Source organism: Pedobacter sp. BG31, assembly GCF_042464845.1.
GTDB lineage: Bacteria > Bacteroidota > Bacteroidia > Sphingobacteriales > Sphingobacteriaceae > Pedobacter > Pedobacter suwonensis.
On record NZ_JBHNZK010000001.1, the window covers coordinates 558,848 to 577,086 of the forward strand.

The 18,239-nt window shown below is 38.6% G+C and carries 21 protein-coding genes; 13 read left to right on the plus strand and 8 right to left on the minus strand.

The genetic code is table 11. The features are described from left to right. Positions 1 to 4 precede the first annotated feature (4 nt). From ACFE6N_RS02485 to pfkA, 3 genes are all read left to right on the plus strand, one after another. A complete protein-coding gene (locus ACFE6N_RS02485; protein WP_090981329.1) occupies positions 5 to 454 on the plus strand; it encodes a protein-disulfide reductase DsbD domain-containing protein in 450 nt (149 codons plus the stop codon). A 137-nt stretch (positions 455 to 591) separates the two neighbouring features. After that, positions 592 to 2,274, plus strand: a complete 1,683-nt coding sequence (locus tag ACFE6N_RS02490; RefSeq protein WP_378933503.1) for a protein-disulfide reductase DsbD family protein — start codon at positions 592 to 594, stop codon at positions 2,272 to 2,274. Between the two features lie 4 nt (positions 2,275 to 2,278). Next, a complete protein-coding gene (gene pfkA / locus ACFE6N_RS02495) occupies positions 2,279 to 3,262 on the plus strand; it encodes a 6-phosphofructokinase (protein WP_090981448.1) in 984 nt (327 codons plus the stop codon). 84 nt (positions 3,263 to 3,346) lie between these two features. Here the strand turns inward: pfkA and ACFE6N_RS02500 are convergent, their stop codons facing one another. Continuing rightward, positions 3,347 to 3,670 (minus strand): heavy metal-binding domain-containing protein, encoded by a 324-nt coding sequence (locus tag ACFE6N_RS02500; protein ID WP_090497467.1) that lies wholly within the window; start codon positions 3,668 to 3,670, stop codon positions 3,347 to 3,349. A gap of 171 nt (positions 3,671 to 3,841) precedes the next feature. After that, entirely contained in the window at positions 3,842 to 4,363 is a 522-nt protein-coding gene (locus ACFE6N_RS02505) for a 5' nucleotidase, NT5C type (protein WP_244950690.1), read from the minus strand. Positions 4,364 to 4,506: 143 nt separating this feature from the next. Between ACFE6N_RS02505 and ACFE6N_RS02510 the strand changes: the two genes are divergently transcribed. The 7 genes from ACFE6N_RS02510 to ACFE6N_RS02540 all read left to right on the plus strand — a co-directional run bounded on the left by ACFE6N_RS02510 (position 4,507) and on the right by ACFE6N_RS02540 (position 9,244). Next, positions 4,507 to 5,052, plus strand: a complete 546-nt coding sequence (locus ACFE6N_RS02510; RefSeq protein ID WP_378933508.1) for a 30S ribosomal protein S16 — start codon at positions 4,507 to 4,509, stop codon at positions 5,050 to 5,052. A 142-nt stretch (positions 5,053 to 5,194) separates the two neighbouring features. Further along, positions 5,195 to 5,722, plus strand: a complete 528-nt coding sequence (gene rimM, locus ACFE6N_RS02515) for a ribosome maturation factor RimM (RefSeq protein ID WP_090981444.1) — start codon at positions 5,195 to 5,197, stop codon at positions 5,720 to 5,722. Positions 5,723 to 5,792: 70 nt separating this feature from the next. Beyond that, on the plus strand, positions 5,793 to 6,221 hold the full coding sequence (locus ACFE6N_RS02520) for a hypothetical protein (RefSeq protein ID WP_378933511.1): 429 nt from the start codon (positions 5,793 to 5,795) through the stop codon (positions 6,219 to 6,221). A gap of 24 nt (positions 6,222 to 6,245) precedes the next feature. Then, positions 6,246 to 6,710 carry a hypothetical protein gene (locus ACFE6N_RS02525; RefSeq protein ID WP_378933514.1) on the plus strand — a complete coding sequence of 155 codons (465 nt, stop codon included), beginning with the start codon at positions 6,246 to 6,248 and terminating at the stop codon, positions 6,708 to 6,710. 124 nt (positions 6,711 to 6,834) lie between these two features. Further along, positions 6,835 to 7,509, plus strand: a complete 675-nt coding sequence (gene trmD, locus ACFE6N_RS02530) for a tRNA (guanosine(37)-N1)-methyltransferase TrmD (protein ID WP_090981321.1) — start codon at positions 6,835 to 6,837, stop codon at positions 7,507 to 7,509. A 138-nt stretch (positions 7,510 to 7,647) separates the two neighbouring features. Beyond that, positions 7,648 to 7,995: a 50S ribosomal protein L19 gene (rplS, locus tag ACFE6N_RS02535; RefSeq protein WP_057930964.1), complete on the plus strand. Its 348-nt coding sequence runs from the start codon at positions 7,648 to 7,650 to the stop codon at positions 7,993 to 7,995. Between the two features lie 70 nt (positions 7,996 to 8,065). After that, entirely contained in the window at positions 8,066 to 9,244 is a 1,179-nt protein-coding gene (locus tag ACFE6N_RS02540) for a mechanosensitive ion channel family protein (protein ID WP_378933518.1), read from the plus strand. Positions 9,245 to 9,585: 341 nt separating this feature from the next. Here the strand turns inward: ACFE6N_RS02540 and ACFE6N_RS02545 are convergent, their stop codons facing one another. The 3 genes from ACFE6N_RS02545 to ACFE6N_RS02555 all read right to left on the minus strand — a co-directional run bounded on the left by ACFE6N_RS02545 (position 9,586) and on the right by ACFE6N_RS02555 (position 13,161). Further along, a complete protein-coding gene (locus tag ACFE6N_RS02545) occupies positions 9,586 to 10,245 on the minus strand; it encodes a phosphatidylserine decarboxylase family protein (RefSeq protein ID WP_090981317.1) in 660 nt (219 codons plus the stop codon). Positions 10,246 to 10,300: 55 nt separating this feature from the next. Then, positions 10,301 to 10,843: a hypoxanthine phosphoribosyltransferase gene (hpt, locus tag ACFE6N_RS02550; RefSeq protein WP_378933521.1), complete on the minus strand. Its 543-nt coding sequence runs from the start codon at positions 10,841 to 10,843 to the stop codon at positions 10,301 to 10,303. A gap of 152 nt (positions 10,844 to 10,995) precedes the next feature. Next, complete coding sequence (locus ACFE6N_RS02555) at positions 10,996 to 13,161, minus strand: transglycosylase domain-containing protein (RefSeq protein ID WP_378933523.1); 2,166 nt, start codon at positions 13,159 to 13,161, stop codon at positions 10,996 to 10,998. A 131-nt stretch (positions 13,162 to 13,292) separates the two neighbouring features. Here ACFE6N_RS02555 and ACFE6N_RS02560 point away from each other — a divergent pair, with 131 nt between their 5' ends. Genes ACFE6N_RS02560 through ACFE6N_RS02570 form a run of 3 tightly spaced genes read left to right on the plus strand, consistent with a single transcriptional unit; the run spans position 13,293 to position 15,338 of the window. Further along, complete coding sequence (locus ACFE6N_RS02560; RefSeq protein WP_378933526.1) at positions 13,293 to 14,369, plus strand: Mrp/NBP35 family ATP-binding protein; 1,077 nt, start codon at positions 13,293 to 13,295, stop codon at positions 14,367 to 14,369. 34 nt (positions 14,370 to 14,403) lie between these two features. Beyond that, positions 14,404 to 14,649 (plus strand): NifU family protein, encoded by a 246-nt coding sequence (locus ACFE6N_RS02565; RefSeq protein ID WP_090497495.1) that lies wholly within the window; start codon positions 14,404 to 14,406, stop codon positions 14,647 to 14,649. 53 nt (positions 14,650 to 14,702) lie between these two features. Next, positions 14,703 to 15,338 carry a hypothetical protein gene (locus tag ACFE6N_RS02570; protein ID WP_090981309.1) on the plus strand — a complete coding sequence of 212 codons (636 nt, stop codon included), beginning with the start codon at positions 14,703 to 14,705 and terminating at the stop codon, positions 15,336 to 15,338. 384 nt (positions 15,339 to 15,722) lie between these two features. On the opposite strand, the gene def is transcribed toward ACFE6N_RS02570, so the two are convergent. The 3 genes from def to ACFE6N_RS02585 form a co-directional block, all read right to left on the minus strand. Next, the gene (gene def / locus ACFE6N_RS02575) at positions 15,723 to 16,283 is read right to left on the minus strand and encodes a peptide deformylase (RefSeq protein ID WP_090981307.1); all 561 of its coding nucleotides are present in this window, start codon (positions 16,281 to 16,283) and stop codon (positions 15,723 to 15,725) included. A gap of 191 nt (positions 16,284 to 16,474) precedes the next feature. Then, positions 16,475 to 17,707, minus strand: coding sequence for a M16 family metallopeptidase (locus ACFE6N_RS02580; RefSeq protein WP_378933529.1), 1,233 nt, complete (start codon positions 17,705 to 17,707; stop codon positions 16,475 to 16,477). Positions 17,708 to 17,733: 26 nt separating this feature from the next. Next, positions 17,734 to 18,186, minus strand: a complete 453-nt coding sequence (locus tag ACFE6N_RS02585) for a hypothetical protein (protein WP_378933531.1) — start codon at positions 18,184 to 18,186, stop codon at positions 17,734 to 17,736. Positions 18,187 to 18,239 lie beyond the last annotated feature (53 nt).

An 18,239-nucleotide genomic window follows, 5' to 3' on the forward strand; every position in this document is an offset into this window, starting at 1 on the left:
ACAAATGAAAAAAATCACCCTGGTGCTTTCGATGGTACTTTTTACCGTTGTTGGTGCATTTGCTCAGATCGAAAAACCGGTAACTTGGGCATACTCTGCAAAGAAAGTAAGTAAAACTGAAGCCATAATTTATTTAAAGGCTACGATTGATGATAGATGGCATATTTATTCTCAGAATGTAAAAGACGGAGGACCTGTAAAAACCACTTTTACTTTTTCCCCATCAAAAGATTTTAGTCTTGTAGGTAAAACAATTGAGCCAAAAGCAATTGTTAAATACGAAAGCACATTTAAAATGAACGTAAGTTACTTTGAAAAATCAGTAATTTTTCAACAAAAAATTAAGCTGAACAAAGCAACAACTGTAGTTAAAGGTGTGGTAGAGTTTATGGTTTGTAACGATAAGCAATGCCTTCCGCCAGAAGAAGTGGAGTTTAGTGTTCCGGTTAAATAATTGACATCAAAATGTTTACAGGCAGTCCCGAATTTTTGGGACTGTTTCTTTTTAAAGTAAAATCTACAAGGTGTTGTGGTTTAAAAAAAATCGTTTCTAAAATTATTCTTAATTTCACGGTTTCAAAATACACACAAATGAAAAAGGTTTTATTATTGTTCTTAATGGCGGCAACGTTTATTGCATGGCCAGCCGTTAAGACCTACGCAACGGTCACACAGGATACCACAGCAACAACTCCTCCAGATGATATCGTTTTTACTGAGGTAGGCTCTGCACAAGATAGTGCCGCCAATAAGCAGGTAAAAACAGAAAATGATACACTTAAGAAGGATACGGTTAAAGAAGTAAAAGCTCCTGTATCGGGAAAAGATGCTCCTAAACAATCGCTTTGGGTAACCTTTGGTTTGGGGCTTTTGGCGGGTGTCGCCGCGTTTTTTCTTCCATGTATTTTTCCGATGGTACCGCTTACTGTTGGTTTTTTCACCAAGAGGGCCGAAAGCAGGGCGAAAGGTATCAGGAGTGCCATTATTTATGGTTTATCGATTATTGTCATTTACGTGGGTTTAGGTGTAATCATTACCTTAATCTGGGGCGCCAGTGCACTGAATGAAATTTCTACAGACGGATTTTTTAATATTTTTATCTTTCTGATATTAATTATTTTTGGCGTATCGTTTTTAGGTGCTTTCGAAATTACCCTGCCAAGTTCATTTGTGAACAAACTCGACGCAAAATCTGATGCTAAAGGTTTAAGTGGAATCTTTTTTATGGCAGCAACCTTGGCGGTTGTTTCCTTCTCTTGTACAGGACCATTAATCGGAACTTCTTTAGTTGCCATCAATACCGATTTATTAACACCTGTTATCGTGATGTTCGGCTTTTCGCTGTCATTGGCATTGATCTTTACCATGTTCGCTATTTTTCCGAGTTTAATGACGGGGCTGCCAAAATCAGGTGGTTGGCTAAACTCCATTAAAGTCTTTTTAGGGTTTTTAGAATTGGGTTTATCACTGAAATTCCTTTCAACAGCAGATCTGGCTTATCATTGGGGAATATTGGACCGTGAGATATTTTTAGCTATTTGGATTGTACTGGCTTTAATTTTGGGCGTTTATTTATTGGGTAAAATCAAGTTCTCTCATGATAGTGACCTCCCTTATGTTTCTGTACCAAGACTATTCATTGCAACGGCAACTTTTGTATTTGCTATTTACCTTATTCCGGGTTTGTGGGGAGCGCCTTTGAAAGCTGTAAGTGCACTGGTACCTCCGCTATCTACGCAGGATTTTGTAATTGGACAAGATGCCGGAGGGGGATCAAACCAAACGGCAACAACCAATCATGCTAAACGTAAATATGCTGATTTTCTTCATATTCCGCACAATATTGATGGTTTTTTTGATTATGAAGAAGCTTTGGCCTATGCCAAAGAAGTAAAAAAACCGTTATTTCTTGATTTCACAGGACATGGTTGTGTAAATTGCCGCGAAATGGAAGCGCGGGTTTGGTCTGATCCCAGAGTGCTAAAAAAATTGAAAGAAGATTACATTGTGGTATCGCTTTACACTGACGACAAAACCAGTTTGCCGGAAGCAGAACAATTTGACTCTAAAATTTTAGGCACAAGAGTGAATACCGTTGGTAAAAAGTTCAAACATTTGCAGGCAGAGAGATTTAATACCATTTCGCAACCATATTATGTGCTTTTGGGTACTGATGAAAAAGAATTAGTTTCGCCTCCTATTGGGGTAGAATTTGATATAGATAAATATTTGCAATACCTGGATAATGGATTATCTGGATTTGCCAAGAAATAGACAAATGAATAAGATTAAGAATATTGGCGTTTTAACCTCTGGTGGAGATTCGCCAGGCATGAACGCCGCAATCAGAGCGGTAGTTAGAGGCTCTATTTATTATGATATTGAAGTAACCGGATTTCTCCGTGGATATGAAGGGTTGATCAACAATGATTTTATTCCGATGGACCGTAAGTCGGTGGCCAATATTATTCAGCGAGGTGGAACTATTTTAAAAACAGCCCGTAGTGAAGCTTTTAGAACGGTAGAAGGCAGGCAAAAAGCTTACGAAAACCTGAAAGCCAATGGAATTGATGCCTTAGTGGTAATCGGTGGAGATGGAACGTTTACGGGGGCCAATGTTTTTTCCAAAGAATTCGATTTTCCGATTGTGGGCTTACCTGGTACCATTGATAATGATTTGGTGGGTACCGATTTCACTATTGGATATGACTCGGCTATTAATACCGTTGTTGATGCGGTAGATAGAATCCGGGATACGGCAGAATCCCACGACAGGCTTTTTATTGTAGAGGTAATGGGCCGCGACTCTGGATTAATCGCTTTAAGAAGTGGTATTGGTGTTGGCGCTGAGGCCATCATGATCCCTGAAGCAAATATGAATGCGGATGATATTTTGCACAAGCTGGAGCATAGCCGTAAAGATAAATCATCAAAGATTATTATCGTTGCTGAAGGTGATGATACCGGTGGTGCATTTAAGGTTGGCGAAATTTTGCAGGAAAAATATCCACATTACGATACCAAAGTTTCAGTTTTGGGGCATATTCAACGTGGGGGTAAGCCAACTTGTATGGACCGCGTATTGGCCAGCCGCTTAGGCGTAGTTGCAGTTGAGGGTTTAATTCAGGGTGAGAGTGGTGTAATGGTCGGACAGATTAACCGGGAAATTGTTTTTACCCCTTTTGATCATGCAATAAAGCATATTAATGCAGAGAAAGTAAGTTCTAAATGGCTGAAATTAATTGACATACTTTCGTTTTAAGTGAAAAACGTTTAAAAGAAAAGTCTTTCCCGCACCGGAAAGATTTTCTTGTTTTTTGCTTAGTTTTCGCGATAAGCAAATTTTTTAGTCTGCTAAAATTACCGCAGTACCATTGGCGCTTACCATGAGCATGCTTCCACCGCTACCAACGGTTTCATAGTCTAAATCAACCCCAACAATGGCATTTGCTCCAAGTGCCGCTGCATATTGCTGCATTTCATTAACAGCGGTATCTTTTCCCTCTCTTAAAACGCGTTCGTACGAACTCGATCTCCCTCCTACTATATCTGTTATTCCTGCAAATAAATCTTTAAAAATATTTGCACCTATAATGGTTTCTCCGGTTACCAAACCAATATATTTTATAATTTTTCTGCCCTCAACTGTAGGCGTTGTGGTTACTAGCATAGTTTAATTTTTTTATCATTAGAGCAAATCTTTCCAGAAATGTTACACTTTTCGAAATGTAAAGGTTTAGGAGCTTAATGCCTGGATTGTCATTGCCAATCGGAATGTAACGGAATAAAGAATGCTATAGATTTCTCTGTTGCAGCTTATAAAAACTGACCATGGCAGGAATTATAACAGTAATCCTGCTATTTCTTCCCAGTTATTTACACGCTCGTATTCGGTTACCAGTAAATTATGTGGCGAGGTAAACAACAATGGCCTGCCGGCAAAATTTATAAAGTTTTTAGTTCGGTCGTCAATGATGATATCAACATTCACAATTTTATTTCCGCAGAACATGATGTGTTGCCAATCGATAAAAGGGAAATGTTCGGCCAGCCAGTCGTATTTATCAACCAATGAATTCCGGAACTCCATTGCTGCCGAAACGATGTAAACATCGTATTTCTGTTGTAAAGCTTTAATTACCCTTTGGCTATCGGCTATAACGTCAAGATCTCGGAAAAAACCAGGCTCATTGATATACTCGAACCATTTCTGATTCACATCTTGTGGAACATGATGATAGATTTCATTTCCAGCGTCAATTTTCAAGTCTAAAGGAACGTTAAAGTCCCGGTTATAAAGTTTAATAAATTTTCCAACGGCATCGGCAATCACCTCGTCCATATCAATCGCAATTCTTTCCATTTGTATCTGCAAATATTTGGGCGTAAATATCCTGAAAACAAAGAAATTAAACTATGTTTTTAATTTCCAGTATTTTAGTTATCTTTGCAGCCCCGCAGTATGAAGCTCCGGGAACTATGTTGAATACATAAATACAAAAGAAAATGGCAACTAAAATCAGATTGCAAAGATTTGGTAAAAAAGGGAAACCTTTTTTCCACGTTGTGGTAGCAGATTCCCGCTCTCCACGTGATGGTAAATTTATTGAGCGTTTAGGTTCTTACAACCCAAATACCAATCCTGCTACCATCGAAATTAACTTCGAAAAAACTTTAGCCTGGGTTAACAGTGGTGCACAACCTACTGATACTGCTCGTGCTATCCTTTCTTACAAAGGTGTTTTATACAAAAAACACTTAGAAGGTGGTGTTAAAAAAGGCGCTTTGACTCAAGAACAGGCAGATGAAAAATTTGCAGCTTGGTTAGATGCTAAAGCAGGTAAAATTTCTGGTAAAACAGAAGGTTTAGCTAATTCTAAAGCAGATGCGCGTAAAGCAGCGTTAGCAGCAGAAGCTAAAAAGAAAGAAGATAGAGCAGCAACTATCGCAGCTAAAAATGCACCAGTTGCAGAAGAAGTTGTTGAAGAAGAAGCTCCAGCTGTTGAGGCTGAGGCAACTGAAGAAGCTCCTAAAGAAGAAGGTGCAGAATAGTTTTTAATTATTTTGCCTGATAAAATAGCGTTCCGGTTACCGGAACGCTATTTTTTTAAACAAAAATGTCATCCTGAGGTACGAAGGGGCTTTCTAGTTATTAAAAGATCCCTCGTGCATCAGAATCAAAATGCAAATTATCATGAAACACGAAGAAGCATTTTATATCGGTTACGTAACAAAAACAAGGGGTTTAAAGGGAGAAGTTCAGGTATTTTTTGAATTTGATGAATACGAAGAACTTGATTTTGATGTGGTATTTGCAGATATGAATGGCAAACTAGTACCTTATTTTGTAGCATCGGCAAAATTGCAAGCCAATAAAACAGGTTACTTCAACTTTGATGATGCTGATCATATTGATAAAGTGCAGCCACTGTTAAAAAAGAAATTGTACCTGCCGCTGTCGCAGATGCCCGAACGCGAAGAAGGTGAATTTTTCTATACCGATTTTAAAGGTTATTTAGCGATAGATGAATCTTTAGGCGAATTAGGCGAAATTCTGGAAGTAAACGAATATCCACAGCAATTTGTGGCTACGGTGATGTATAAAGGAACCGAAGTGCTGTTTCCGCTAAATGAAGATTTTATTGTTGAATATGATGAGGATGAAAAGATCCTCACACTTAGTTTGCCCGAAGGTTTGCTGGATGTTTACCTGGAAAAATAGAGTGTGCAATAAAACAATTAATTAGATATAGATCTAAATCTTTATATTAGCTATATCTAATTAATTCTTTATGTTTAAGAAACGATCTAAAGCTATTGCGCTGCTTTTATTGGTGGCTTCATTTCAAGCCTGCACCACACAAAAACTATCTTTAAAAGCCAACAAGCCTTTTGTTGGGATTTGGCAGAATGTTAAAGAAACAGGATCTTTTATCACTTATACGGAAGATGGCCATTTTTATAATAGCTATAAGGAAGGTGATAGCCAGGTGATTACCCATAGTGGTCATTATAAAGTGATTGGCGATGGTGCCTATTTACTTGATATTACCTACGAACTGCCTAACCGAAAGTATGCGCTTAAGGATCGTCAATACATCAATCATTATGTTTTTGGAAAAGATATGAAGAGCGTTAAGCTTTCTGGTGTTGTGTATAGTAAATCTGGATCGGATACGCTCAAGTGGGAAGAAAGTATGGTCAAAGTGAAATCATTTTAGCGCGACAATAAACCTAAAATTAATATGAGAAAAGCCTTTAAATTCGTTCTTGTTGCCGTTCTTTTTTTCTTAAACTCAACTTGCGTTAGCGCCCAGGAGAAATCAACTTTATCTGATTTTGTTGGGGCATGGGAGTTTGTAAAGCCATCTGGCCAGGCTAATGCTCCACAGCTGCCATTTTTATCAACCCTCAAGGTGTTTGATACCATGGGTAACTGTCTCCAGTTGAAAGTAACTGAACAAGGAGCGGTGGTGTGGCAAACTGCTAAAATTGAAGTAGAAAATGAGAATTTTATAAAAGAAAGTGTTATTTATTCTATCAGTGCGCCATTAAACAATACTGTTTCCAGTTTGAAATTTAAGTTTTTTGATGGGCCTGACGGTAATCGGTACCTTGGTATAATGGGTGGTGCAAAACAAGTTGACGGAAAAGAAACTTACCAGTGGCAGGAACTATGGCGGAAAGTGGACAAGATAAAAAAAGGCTAGATATCTGTCTTGGTCAGGAGTGCTATAACGCTAAATATTAGTCAGTTATTTTGACAATATACACTGGTTTTGATCCCGGTTCGGCTTATTTACATTTGACCGTCAAAAGCCTTACCTTTGCTCCATGCGTTTCGATATTATTACTGTTTTACCTGCGTTATTAGAAAGCCCTTTTGCCCATTCTATATTGCATCGTGCACAAAAAAAGGGCATTGCCGAAATTGTTGTGCATAACCTGAGAGATTATGCCACCAACAAGCAAAAAAGTGTAGATGATTACCAATACGGCGGTGGTAGTGGTATGGTAATGAGCATCGAACCTTTTGCTGCCTGTATCGAAAAACTTCAGGCAGAAAGGGAATATGATGAGGTAATATTCATGAGTCCGGATGGTGTTACGTTAAACCAGAGCATGGCCAATGAGCTATCTATAAAAAAGAACATCATTATTTTGTGTGGCCACTACAAAGGCATAGATCAGCGTATAAGGGATATTTTCGTAACAAGGGAGATATCTGTTGGTGATTATGTTTTAAGCGGAGGAGAGCTGCCGGCAGCAATTGTGGTAGACGCTGTGGTACGTTTAATTCCCGGGGTTTTAAATGATGAGACTTCTGCCCTGTCTGATAGTTTTCAAGGCGAGCTGCTGGATGCACCGGTTTATACCCGTCCTGCAGATTGGCGTGGACATAAGGTGCCTGATGTTTTATTGAGCGGCCATGAGGCAAAAGTGAACGAATGGAGGCATGAACAGGCTTTAGAACGGACCAAAGCCCGTCGTCCTGATCTTTTGGAATAGAAGCAATTAACACAATCAAATGTGGAATTCATTAAGAATGTGGAAAAAATTAAAATAGGTTTTTTTTTATCGAAAATAATCCCTAATATTGCAATCCGATTTTCACGGGATGAAATATCGATTTAATAGCTTAAAATCATGGATTTAGTAAAATTTGTTGAAGAGCAGGCCATCGCGAAAAAAGATTTTCCTGCGTTCAAGTCTGGCGATACAGTGAGCGTACACTATAAAATTCGCGAAGGTAATAAAGAACGTGTTCAAATTTACCAAGGTGTTGTAATACAACGTAACAGTGCAGGTGCTAACGAAACTTTTACTGTTCGTAAAATGAGCAACGGCGTTGGTGTTGAACGTATTTTCCCTTTTAGTTCTCCTAACATCGAGAAAGTTGAAGTGAATAGCTATGGTAAAGTTCGTAGAGCGAAATTGTTCTATTTACGTGCTTTAACCGGTAAAGCTGCTCGTATCAAATCTTTGAGAAAATAATATTCTTTATTATAAGATATAGCCTTCACGATTAATTTCGTGGAGGTTTTTTTGTTTATACCTTTGTTAAATGTTAGACTCTGCTTTTTTCAATCAGGTTTTTTGGGGCAATACCATAAAGGATTATTTCCTTTTCGGAGGAATACTTCTTTTCGGCTTGGTTTTCAAAAATATCGTCTCTAAGCTGTTAAGCAAGCTGCTTTTCAAGCTTTTCAGGAACTTTTCAAACCAATCACATGATGAAGCTTTTGTGGCACTGCTGGTAAAGCCAATAGAAGTTTTCATTCTGTTAACCACACTTTATCTTTCAATCAACCAGTTGAAACACCCTTTAGAGGTAACTGTATTCCATTACAGCAAGTTAATCGGAAAGGTTAAAGAGTCTATACCGGTATCTATTGGCGATTGTATCGACCGGATATTTTTGTTTGGCATCATCCTATCGTTTTTCTGGATTATTTTAAGGATAATTGATTTTATTACCCACGTGTTGTTATTTAAAGCATCGCTTACCGCAAATAAGGCTGACGATCAGTTAGTGCCTTTTTTAAAAGAATTACTTAAAACAACTGTAATCTTTATCGGTTTTTTCACGCTGCTGGGTTTTGTTTTCGAAGTTAACGTGTTAACCCTGATCACCGGATTGGGTATTGGTGGTATTGCCATTGCTTTGGCCGCGAAAGAGAGCCTGGAGAACTTGATCGGTTCTTTTACCATATTTTTAGATAAGCCTTTTGTGGTGGGCGATCTGGTAAAGGTTGATGGTGTAGAAGGTACTGTAGAAAAGGTTGGTTTTAGGAGTACAAGAATCAGGACTTCTGAAAGAACCATGGCTACCCTCCCTAATAGGGGTATGATTGATGGGGTTTTGGAAAATCTCTCCTTGCGAAATTCGCGTAAGGTATCATTTGTAATCGGACTTACCTACGAAACCAGTTCTGATTCCTTAAGAAAAATTATTTCTGAAATCCAGGATTATATCAACAATCATGAAGGTACCAGCGATGATGGAAATGCCTCTTTTAAAAGCTTTGGCGATTCAAGCCTGAACGTGGAAATCAATTATTTCGTAACCGTACTTGATTCCGTTGAATTCCTGAAAATCAGGCAGGAAATTAACCTGGAGATTATGGAGATCGTAGTTAGGAATAAATCGGATTTTGCTTACCCTACACAACGTTTAATCAGCGACAGGCCGCTCAGTAACGCCGCAACAGAAAAAGAAGTGGGTAATGATGCTATGGATTAGTTCTGATCCTTTGGTTTGTATTTCCACAAACCGCTGCGTAAATTAAAGAAATTGCCATACAGAAAGTACAACGGATAAGGGGAAAAAGTTGCTTTTTTGGAAAGCAAAGCCTGTTATTAAAGTTTGCTCCTGCTATCCACCACAACTCCTCTCCCAATGAAAAACCGGGATCCGGGTTTTCTGTTGCTATCAGGTTTAGGTGGATACTTTAGTGTTTCAAAATCCCTTTCAGTTGCCGTGGTTTGTATCATCACAGAACATCGTGTTAATCAAATGTGAATCACAAAAAAACCGTCACGATGCAAAATCGGGACGGCTTTTTTATACATTATTTAATATCTTTAACTTAAGGTTGCCAGGGTAGTGATCCCACCCTTTACAACCTGGTTTAGCTCTACATTAACTTTGGTGCCTACCGGAAGAAAAACATCCACCCTTGATCCAAATTTGATGAAGCCAAACTGTTCGGTTTGTACCACCTGATCCCCTTCTTTAACGTACCATACAATTCTGCGTGCTAAGGCACCTGCAATTTGACGGAACAATACAGGCGTGCCGTTTTTATGTTCAACAACGGTGGTCGTACGCTCATTTTCAGTGGACGATTTTGGATTCCAGGCGGCGAGGTATTTTCCAGGGTGATATTTGAAAAATTTCACTACCCCCGAAATCGGATTACGGTTGATGTGCACATTTACGGGCGACATAAAAATCGAAACCTGTAAACGTTTATCTTTAAAATATTCGCCTTCTTCCGTCTCTTCAATTACCACAACTTTGCCGTCTGCAGGGCAAATCACCAGATTATCGCCTGAAGAAAAGCTGCGGCTCGGGTTGCGGAAAAATTGCAGCACAATAATAAATAAAGCAGCAGAAAAGATATAGATAAACCAGCGCAACCAGGTAATGTCATGGTATTTATAATCGACTATGGCGTTGATTACGAAGATAAACAATATGCTTAAGGCAATAGTGGTGTAGCCTTCTTTATGTATGGTCATTATTTTAGAAATTATAGGGCAAAGGTGCGAAAAATAAATTAATCCAATCTAAAAATTATGCGCCCGTTGCTCTGTAAATATCTGTCAGGTTTCTGCCAAGGCCATTATAATCCAGCCCGTAACCCACTACAAATTCATTAGGTATTTCAAAGCCAACGTATTCTAAGGCTTCAATTTCGTGTTTTAAAGCACTTGGTTTAAGCAAAAGAGAAGCTACTTTAACGGAAGCCGGATTTTTTTCCTTTATCGTTTTTAAAATATGTGTTAAAGTCAGGCCTGTATCAACAATATCTTCCACTATAACGATATCCCTACCTTCCAGATTATCTGGCAATCCGATCAGTTCTTTTACATTTCCCGAACTTGCTGTTCCATCATAGGATGCAACACGCATGAAAGCAACTTCGCAAGGTATATCAATCTCTTTAATCAGGTCAGCCATAAACAGGAAGCTGCCATTTAGCACACCGATGAATAAAGGGCATTTATTCTCATAATCTACATTCATCTGGATACCCAGCAAGCGTATTCTTTTGTTTAATGTATCATTTTCTAAAAATATCTCGAATTCTTTATCCTCTACTTTTATTTTGTGCATGCTGCTTTGTTATTGTTTGAAAAAGGTTTTAATGTTGGAAAGTTGTAAGGTTTTTGTTGATGATTGTTTTATTGTTGGGTTGTTTTGCGAATTGACAACCGCTAACTGAAAACCTGTTACCCAAGTTCAGTCTTCAGATGCGCAACTCAAAACTACTGCTCCAGGCTCTTTTCCAGTTCCTTCTGGCGTCTCCGTTCTTCTCTTCGCTCCTGCCTCAACTGTTTTTTTGTTTTGGTGGTATCGGCCGGAGCGTTCATCTGCTTATTGTTGGTGGTGTCTTTTTTAGGATTGCCACCAAAGAGACGTTCGAAGAAGCTTTTATTTTTATCGTGAACAATTACAACGGGCAATCCATCTCCATCATCATCGAAAGCAGAGGTATCAACCACGGCCGTGTCTGGAGCCAGGTAACGACGCAAACCTTCCCTTAAGCGAACATTATAAAACCCGTAACCTGAGGTATCGCCAGGCGTTAAACCTTTTCTGGCCATAATATTGCCCATAAACCTAAAATAGTTGAACATATAAGGTTTCAGGCTGCCATCGGCCATAAATTTATACATTGAAGCTTTTGGTTTGGGAACAATGCTGGCAAGAAATAATCCTTCACCAATAGTTAAATCTGCCGGTTGCTTTCCAAAATAATACCTTGAGGCCTCCCCTATACCATAAATGTTTTGCCCCAGCTCCATAATATTAAAATATACCTCCAACATGCGTTGTTTACTGATGAGGCGGTTATGCTCGATAAGCCAGACAATTAAGATCTCTTCGGCTTTACGGGCCAAAGTTTTCTGACGGCTTAAGTAAACATTTTTCACCAGCTGCATGCTGATGGTACTGCCCCCGCGCTTAAATTTCTTTTCCTTAAAATTTACAGCAATTGATTTGCGGATCGATTCTTCCACAAAACCATTATGGGTAAAAAAGGAAGGATCTTCTGCCGTTAAAACGGCGTTGATAAAATTCTTTGAAATGGCAGATAAGGGTGTAAAATTCGGATTTGACGGGCCAATGGTAATATCGCGCATCGGCTTGCCATATTCATAGGGTGTATAAATGAAAGTATTGTTAATTTTTTGCAGATTGGTTTTGCCCCACTGCAAGATTTTAAAATTGACCGGTGTAAGTGTAGAGTTGAAGCGAACGCTGTCGGGTATCTTGGTATCCAGGTAAAAGTTAAGGCTGTATTTAACCTTGCCTTGTACTTTTAATCCTTCCAGCGATTCAAACAAACCTTGTGGAAATGCATCTAAAACCGCTTGTGCATCCTGTTCTTCGGCATTGAGCTTTAGTTCATATATTTTGTTTTTCCCTAAGGTATACTTAACAAAAGGGTGAATCTGTGCATTTTTTAAATAGGCTGTAGAGGTGCTGTCTAAGGCAATGTAGTTGGGTCCAACCAAAATATCGGCATCCAGTTTTGCGCTTTGTACAATAATATCATTTGATGCGATACGGGGCTGATTGATCAGCATATTTTTAACCGACCAGGAGCCCGATATCTTATAATCATCGCCACTATATTTGGCATTTTTTAATTCAGTTTGTAAGGTGTCGAAACTAAGCCTGGCGTGTAATTTATTGTTGAGGTAAGGCAATTCCAGCTTTTTTCCATCGGCATAGGCTAAAAAGTTTAACTTTTTACTTCCAGGATCAACATACCCATTGACATGCCACGTAGATTCGTTGTTGTTTACGTCAATGGTTGATTTTAAATCTCCTCCATCAATTGTAGCAGTGGTTGCAAAGCTCAGTTTGGCTGTATCATGATCATTTAGCTTAAAAATCATATTCTTCACATCCATATCATCAGGGATTTTATATAAAACCTGATTTAAAATGTTGCTGGCAATTTCTGATAAATTTGCTTTTTGATTGGTCTGAATGCTGTCTTTTTTCTTCCGTTTTAAGATGAAATCGATATTAGTGGTCGAATCTTTTAACACTACACTCACATAACCTTCCTTCAGTTTTATTTCCGAAAGTTTTACGTTCCCGAATATTAAAGGAAAAAGCTTAACGCTAACGCTCAGCTCATTAATGTTTGAAAGGGTATCTCGTTCTTTAGGAACGACAGAAATATTGGTCATTTTAACGGTGCTGAGTCCGGCAAAATCTGCTGATCCGATTTTAACTTCCAGGTTATAATCTTTGTCGGCCTTAGCGATTGCTTTGGCCACCATCTTTTTAAGAAGCGCTTCCCTTTTGCTGTAGGCTACGGCTCCAAAAGCGATACAAACAACAACAAAAACACCTAAAAACCAGGCTCCGATTTTCAAATATTTTTTGGGGATCTTAATTTTTGGTATTCGCATATAGTCGTTAAAATGGTTAATTGCTTAAACGTAACAATTAAATGTTTATTTCGTGTTAAAATTACAGTTAAAAAGCCTAAATAAAAGTATTTGTGGCTACGTTTTGTTAATTTTGAATTTAAATTAATACCATGCAGATTAGCCCGCAACAAGTTTTAGATGCGCTTAAAAATGTTGAAGATCCCGATCTTAAAAAAGATCTGGTTACTTTAAACATGATCAAAGATTTACAGATCACAGATAACCAGGTCAATTTTACATTAGAGCTTACCACGCCGGCATGTCCAATGAAAGAAATGCTGAAAAATGCCTGTACAAATGCCATCAGGCATTTTGTATCAGCCACTGCGGAGGTAATGATCAATGTAACGTCAAGGGTTACTCAGCCCGGCAATTCATCATCATTAGATAACATCAAAAACATTATTTTGGTTTCATCTGGCAAAGGAGGCGTTGGTAAATCTACCGTTGCAAGCAATCTGGCGGTTGTATTGGCTAAAGATGGTGCCAAGGTTGGGCTTATTGATGCTGATATTTATGGTCCATCGGTACCAACCATGTTCGATCTGGTTGATGCCAAACCTGCTGCCGAAGAAACGGCTGATGGAAAGACCAAAATTTTGCCAATTGAAAAGTATGGCATTAAATTGTTATCTCTTGGTTTTTTTGCTGATCCTGGCCAACCCGTACCCTGGCGTGGCCCAATGGCCTCAAATGCGGTAAAACAATTGTTTAATGATACCAACTGGGGAGAACTGGATTACCTGATTGTAGATCTTCCACCGGGAACGGGCGATATCCACATTACCATTACCCAAAGTTTTCCAATTTCGGGGGCGGTAGTGGTTACTACACCGCAACAGGTAGCACTGGCTGATACGCATAAAGGCTTGGCGATGTTCAGAATGCCTGGAATTAATATCCCGATTTTAGGCGTTATAGAAAACATGTCGTATTTTACACCAGCCGAATTGCCGGAGAACAAATATTATATTTTTGGAAAAGGTGGCGGTACAGCGCTTGCATCGCGTTTTGATGTGCCGTTTCTGGGAGAAATTCCAATTATCCAAAGTATTGCCGAAGCTGGTGACAAAGGAAAACCTGTAGCACTAAATCAAAACCCGTTATTGGATGTTGTATTTGGAGATATTGCCAGTAAGATTGCACAACAGATCTCCATTAACAATGCACAAATCGTGAATTGCTAAAAAATTACTATTTTTATAAATTAAAATATATATAATGAATTTAACAGAAGAAGTAGAACAGGCATTGGAAACTATCAGGCCGTATTTAAAGGCTGATGGAGGGGATGTTTCTGTTGAAGAAATTACAGCTGAAGGCACGGTAAAGCTTAAGCTTTTAGGCAATTGCGGTTCTTGCCCAATGAGTTTTATGACGATGAAATCTGGTATTGAACAGGCCATTATGAAAGCTGTTCCTCAGATTACGTCTGTGGTTGCCGTTAACATGGCTGAACAAGAATAAGCTTTAACACTATTTAACAAGGAAGTTTTATTAATAAAATTACTTTTGTATTAATGAGATATTGTGTTATCCTAATTTGCCTTATTTTTTCTTTAGCCGCTTCTGCACAACAAAAGCCGGCTCAGGATAAACTGATCCAATTTTCCGGGATTATTACCGATATCGACAGTTCAAACGTAATACCTTATGTTACCATTACCAATCTTTCTGCCAGGAGCAAAAGGGTTGGTGCCGATTACAGGGGATATTTTACCTTTATTGTTAACCCAGGCGATACGATACTATTTACAGCCATTGGTTACAAAAAATTCTCTACCGTAATACCACAAAGTACGCCCGATAGCAAATACACCATTATGGTTAAATTGAAAGCAAATGTGATCGATTTACCTTCGGTGCGCGTTTTTCCCTGGGCAACCACTGAAGAATTTACCCGCGAGTTTTTATCAATGAAACTAGCGGATGACGATATGGCCATTGCCAAGAAGAATCTTTCGCGTTCTTCAATTGATGGTTTGATCCAAACGCTACCACGAGATGGGCAGGAAATTGGCAGCCAGAATTACCGTTATAATTTCGACAGGATGATCAATAAGAATATGGTGCAAACCAATCCACTGCTTAATCCTTTCGCCTGGGGCAAACTAATGCAGCAGATCTTTGATGGCGATAAGAGCAGGACGAATTAGTCTTGAGCCCTAAGTCTGGAGTCCTTAGTCTATGCATACGGGATTTATTTACTCTCGTCATCCCGGCTGAAACATAGCGGTTTATTTAACAAGAAAGACTCTTAACGAGTTTATGGTGAGGGCGTTGCAGATTGTGTTTAGCTTATGTGTACCTCTTAGGGTTCTTAAATTCTTGCGTTTCGTTACCATTGACAGATCCACCAGTATTCCTCATTGCCGGCTGAAAAAGCCTTCTCACAATGACGGATTTTTACATATGTAATCATAGCTAAAAAGATTCTGAAACAAGTTCAGGATGACGAATGCAAAGAAATTGATAAGGGAAAGCAGGGACAAAAAAAGGGAAAACGTTTCCATTTTCCCTCTTACATCTTCCATCAAAACCTATCTTTTCTTGCTCTTGTTCGGAAACTTCATTTTATAATCTGTCTTGATATTTCCTTTCGAAATGGCGTCCAGTTTACTTTTCAGCATAGTTTTGCGTAAAACACTTACTTTATCAGTAAACAGTTTCCCTTCAATATGATCGTATTCGTGCTGGATCACACGTGCAGGCATGCCATCAACATCGTCGGTATGCTCTACCCAGTTTTCGTCGAAATAGGTAATCTTGACATTGGGTTTGCGCATAATATTTTCGCGGATATCGGGAATACTTAAACAGCCTTCGTTAAAGCTCCAGGCTTCGCCTGTTTCTTCCAAAATTTCGGCATTAATAAATACTTTTTTATAACCAGGGTTTCCGTCTTCGTCTTCACCGGTATCTACAATAAACAAGCGGATCGGCAAACCAATCTGCGGTGCAGCCAAGCCAACACCATTGGCGTAATACATGGTGTCGAACATATCGCTGATCAATTTTTCTAATTCCGGATAATCTTTATCGATATCGGCGCAAACCTTTTTTAAAACCGGATCGCCGTAAGCTACTATTGGTAATTTCATTGTATTATATTTTTTTCAGAAGTGAATCTGAACTCATTAATTGTATGCAAGTTTGTCATTCTGAATGCAATGAAGAATCTCTAACATTGCTTTTCTGGCGAGACGAGTTGCTACTATATTTATTGTGACTGCTTATCAGGATAAGATACTTCGTACCTCAGTATGACAGCAATTCTTTACAAAACTAACAATTATTCTGCTATTGGGCAGAACGTAAAGACACTCAGTTGCTCAATATTTAAAATCTCATTGGTAACTTCTATCATTTGCCTGGTGGTAACCGTGTTAATTTTTTCAAAAACGGTTTCCAGCGAATCTATTTGATTATGATCGATCAGGCTTTTTGCCATCGAAATGATCAAACCAATCCTGTTTTCTTCTCCCAAAGCAATTTGTCCGATAAATTTGTTTTTGGCTTTCTGAAGCTGTAAATCATTTAACGGACGATCTCTGAGTTTTTTGATTTCCTTAAAAATTAAAGATAGTGCTTTAGCCTGTTTTTCTTTATCGGTTCCGAAATAAACAGAGAAAATGCCAGTGTCGCTTAAAGGCGAAAAATTGGATTCGATGGTGTAGGCAATGCCATATCTTTCCCTGATCTGCAGATTTAATACCGAACTCATTCCATTGCCGCCGAAATAATTATTCAACAGCATCAACGGTACCTTTTGTGATTGATGTGTAGAATATGCCTGTGTACCTAAAATGCAGTGAGACTGCATAATGGGCTTGTAAATGGTGTTATTGCTTGGAGGAAGTATAGTTGGTTTAACCCGCACTTTTTTGGGGTTATTTTCTTCTACATCTGCAAAATATTTGCTTCCCTTTTTTACAACATAATTTAAAGTATAATTGCCTAAAATAGCCACCACAATTTCATTTGTACGGTAATTGGCCTTTCTGAAGTTCATTACATCTTCTCTTGTAAAATGTTGAACGGATTCGGTTGTGCCTAGAATATTATTGCCCAAAGCATGACCTGCAAAAAGCATATCTTCAAAATCGTCATTAATCGCTTCTTCCGGTTGATCCAGATAAGAAGAAATTTCATCCAGAATTACACTTTTTTCTTTATCCATTTCCTCTTCAGGAAAAGTAGAATGGAAGAGTATATCGTTAAAGAGATCTAAAGTTCTAGCTAAATAAGGATTTAAAAAAGAGGCATGTACGCAGGTATATTCTTTAGTGGTATAGGCATTTAAATCTGCACCAACGCTTTCTAAATGATTCAGAATCTGGTTAGTGTTCCGTTTTTCGGTACGCTTAAAAATCAAGTGCTCTATAAAGTGTGCTAAACCTGCTTTGCCTTCAGGCTCATCGCGCGATCCTGTATTAACGATGATACATGCGTGAGATATGGCTGAAGCCGCAGGCACGTGCAATAAGCGGATGCCGTTTGGCAGAGTGTGAACATTGTATTCCATTAAGGGGCAAAGATAAGGCTAATTGCCTATAAAGACCCGGAATTTGGATGTTGCAATTGTAAAGTGGAAATCAATTTATCTTTAGTTGGCCGTTTCAACACCAAAAATATAAAATTAGCTGCCCCAAATATCAAAAAGAATGAATTACGTGTCATAAAGAAACCAACAATATTGAAAAGCGCCCCACCTTCCAGTAATGCTGAACTAATGATAAATGCACTTTGGTACAGGTTGATTTTGATATCATCAGCAGCCGTTTTATCAATTTTAGCGATTAAATTTCTATAAAAAAATATGCTTGCAGAGAGGGTGATTAGTCCCATAACCGGAAATATCGGGTTAAAGGGGGCAGTTGTTTTAGGATTGGCATCAAAAAACATAAGCTCGCGGTTTAGAAATACCGTTACCAATGCAAAAAATAATACACCCGAGCATAGTGCAAGATGGACGGTTTGGAGTGTTTTTAGTTTGCTGTTCATTTTGGGTTAGTATTGGTATTATTATTGAAAAAGTTCCGTCATCTCGACTGAAG

What these genes read in the sequence shown, in the direction of transcription:
- ACFE6N_RS02485 (WP_090981329.1), top strand. Translation starts at nt 5, where the DNA reads ATGAAAAAAATCACCCTGGTGCTTTCGATGGTACTTTTTACCGTTGTT.
- ACFE6N_RS02490 (WP_378933503.1), top strand. Translation starts at nt 592, where the DNA reads ATGAAAAAGGTTTTATTATTGTTCTTAATGGCGGCAACGTTTATTGCA.
- pfkA (WP_090981448.1), top strand. Translation starts at nt 2,279, where the DNA reads ATGAATAAGATTAAGAATATTGGCGTTTTAACCTCTGGTGGAGATTCG.
- ACFE6N_RS02500 (WP_090497467.1), bottom strand. Translation starts at nt 3,670, where the DNA reads ATGCTAGTAACCACAACGCCTACAGTTGAGGGCAGAAAAATTATAAAA.
- ACFE6N_RS02505 (WP_244950690.1), bottom strand. Translation starts at nt 4,363, where the DNA reads ATGGAAAGAATTGCGATTGATATGGACGAGGTGATTGCCGATGCCGTT.
- ACFE6N_RS02510 (WP_378933508.1), top strand. Translation starts at nt 4,507, where the DNA reads ATGGCAACTAAAATCAGATTGCAAAGATTTGGTAAAAAAGGGAAACCT.
- rimM (WP_090981444.1), top strand. Translation starts at nt 5,195, where the DNA reads ATGAAACACGAAGAAGCATTTTATATCGGTTACGTAACAAAAACAAGG.
- ACFE6N_RS02520 (WP_378933511.1), top strand. Translation starts at nt 5,793, where the DNA reads ATGTTTAAGAAACGATCTAAAGCTATTGCGCTGCTTTTATTGGTGGCT.
- ACFE6N_RS02525 (WP_378933514.1), top strand. Translation starts at nt 6,246, where the DNA reads ATGAGAAAAGCCTTTAAATTCGTTCTTGTTGCCGTTCTTTTTTTCTTA.
- trmD (WP_090981321.1), top strand. Translation starts at nt 6,835, where the DNA reads ATGCGTTTCGATATTATTACTGTTTTACCTGCGTTATTAGAAAGCCCT.
- rplS (WP_057930964.1), top strand. Translation starts at nt 7,648, where the DNA reads ATGGATTTAGTAAAATTTGTTGAAGAGCAGGCCATCGCGAAAAAAGAT.
- ACFE6N_RS02540 (WP_378933518.1), top strand. Translation starts at nt 8,066, where the DNA reads ATGTTAGACTCTGCTTTTTTCAATCAGGTTTTTTGGGGCAATACCATA.
- ACFE6N_RS02545 (WP_090981317.1), bottom strand. Translation starts at nt 10,245, where the DNA reads ATGACCATACATAAAGAAGGCTACACCACTATTGCCTTAAGCATATTG.
- hpt (WP_378933521.1), bottom strand. Translation starts at nt 10,843, where the DNA reads ATGCACAAAATAAAAGTAGAGGATAAAGAATTCGAGATATTTTTAGAA.
- ACFE6N_RS02555 (WP_378933523.1), bottom strand. Translation starts at nt 13,161, where the DNA reads ATGCGAATACCAAAAATTAAGATCCCCAAAAAATATTTGAAAATCGGA.
- ACFE6N_RS02560 (WP_378933526.1), top strand. Translation starts at nt 13,293, where the DNA reads ATGCAGATTAGCCCGCAACAAGTTTTAGATGCGCTTAAAAATGTTGAA.
- ACFE6N_RS02565 (WP_090497495.1), top strand. Translation starts at nt 14,404, where the DNA reads ATGAATTTAACAGAAGAAGTAGAACAGGCATTGGAAACTATCAGGCCG.
- ACFE6N_RS02570 (WP_090981309.1), top strand. Translation starts at nt 14,703, where the DNA reads ATGAGATATTGTGTTATCCTAATTTGCCTTATTTTTTCTTTAGCCGCT.
- def (WP_090981307.1), bottom strand. Translation starts at nt 16,283, where the DNA reads ATGAAATTACCAATAGTAGCTTACGGCGATCCGGTTTTAAAAAAGGTT.
- ACFE6N_RS02580 (WP_378933529.1), bottom strand. Translation starts at nt 17,707, where the DNA reads ATGGAATACAATGTTCACACTCTGCCAAACGGCATCCGCTTATTGCAC.
- ACFE6N_RS02585 (WP_378933531.1), bottom strand. Translation starts at nt 18,186, where the DNA reads ATGAACAGCAAACTAAAAACACTCCAAACCGTCCATCTTGCACTATGC.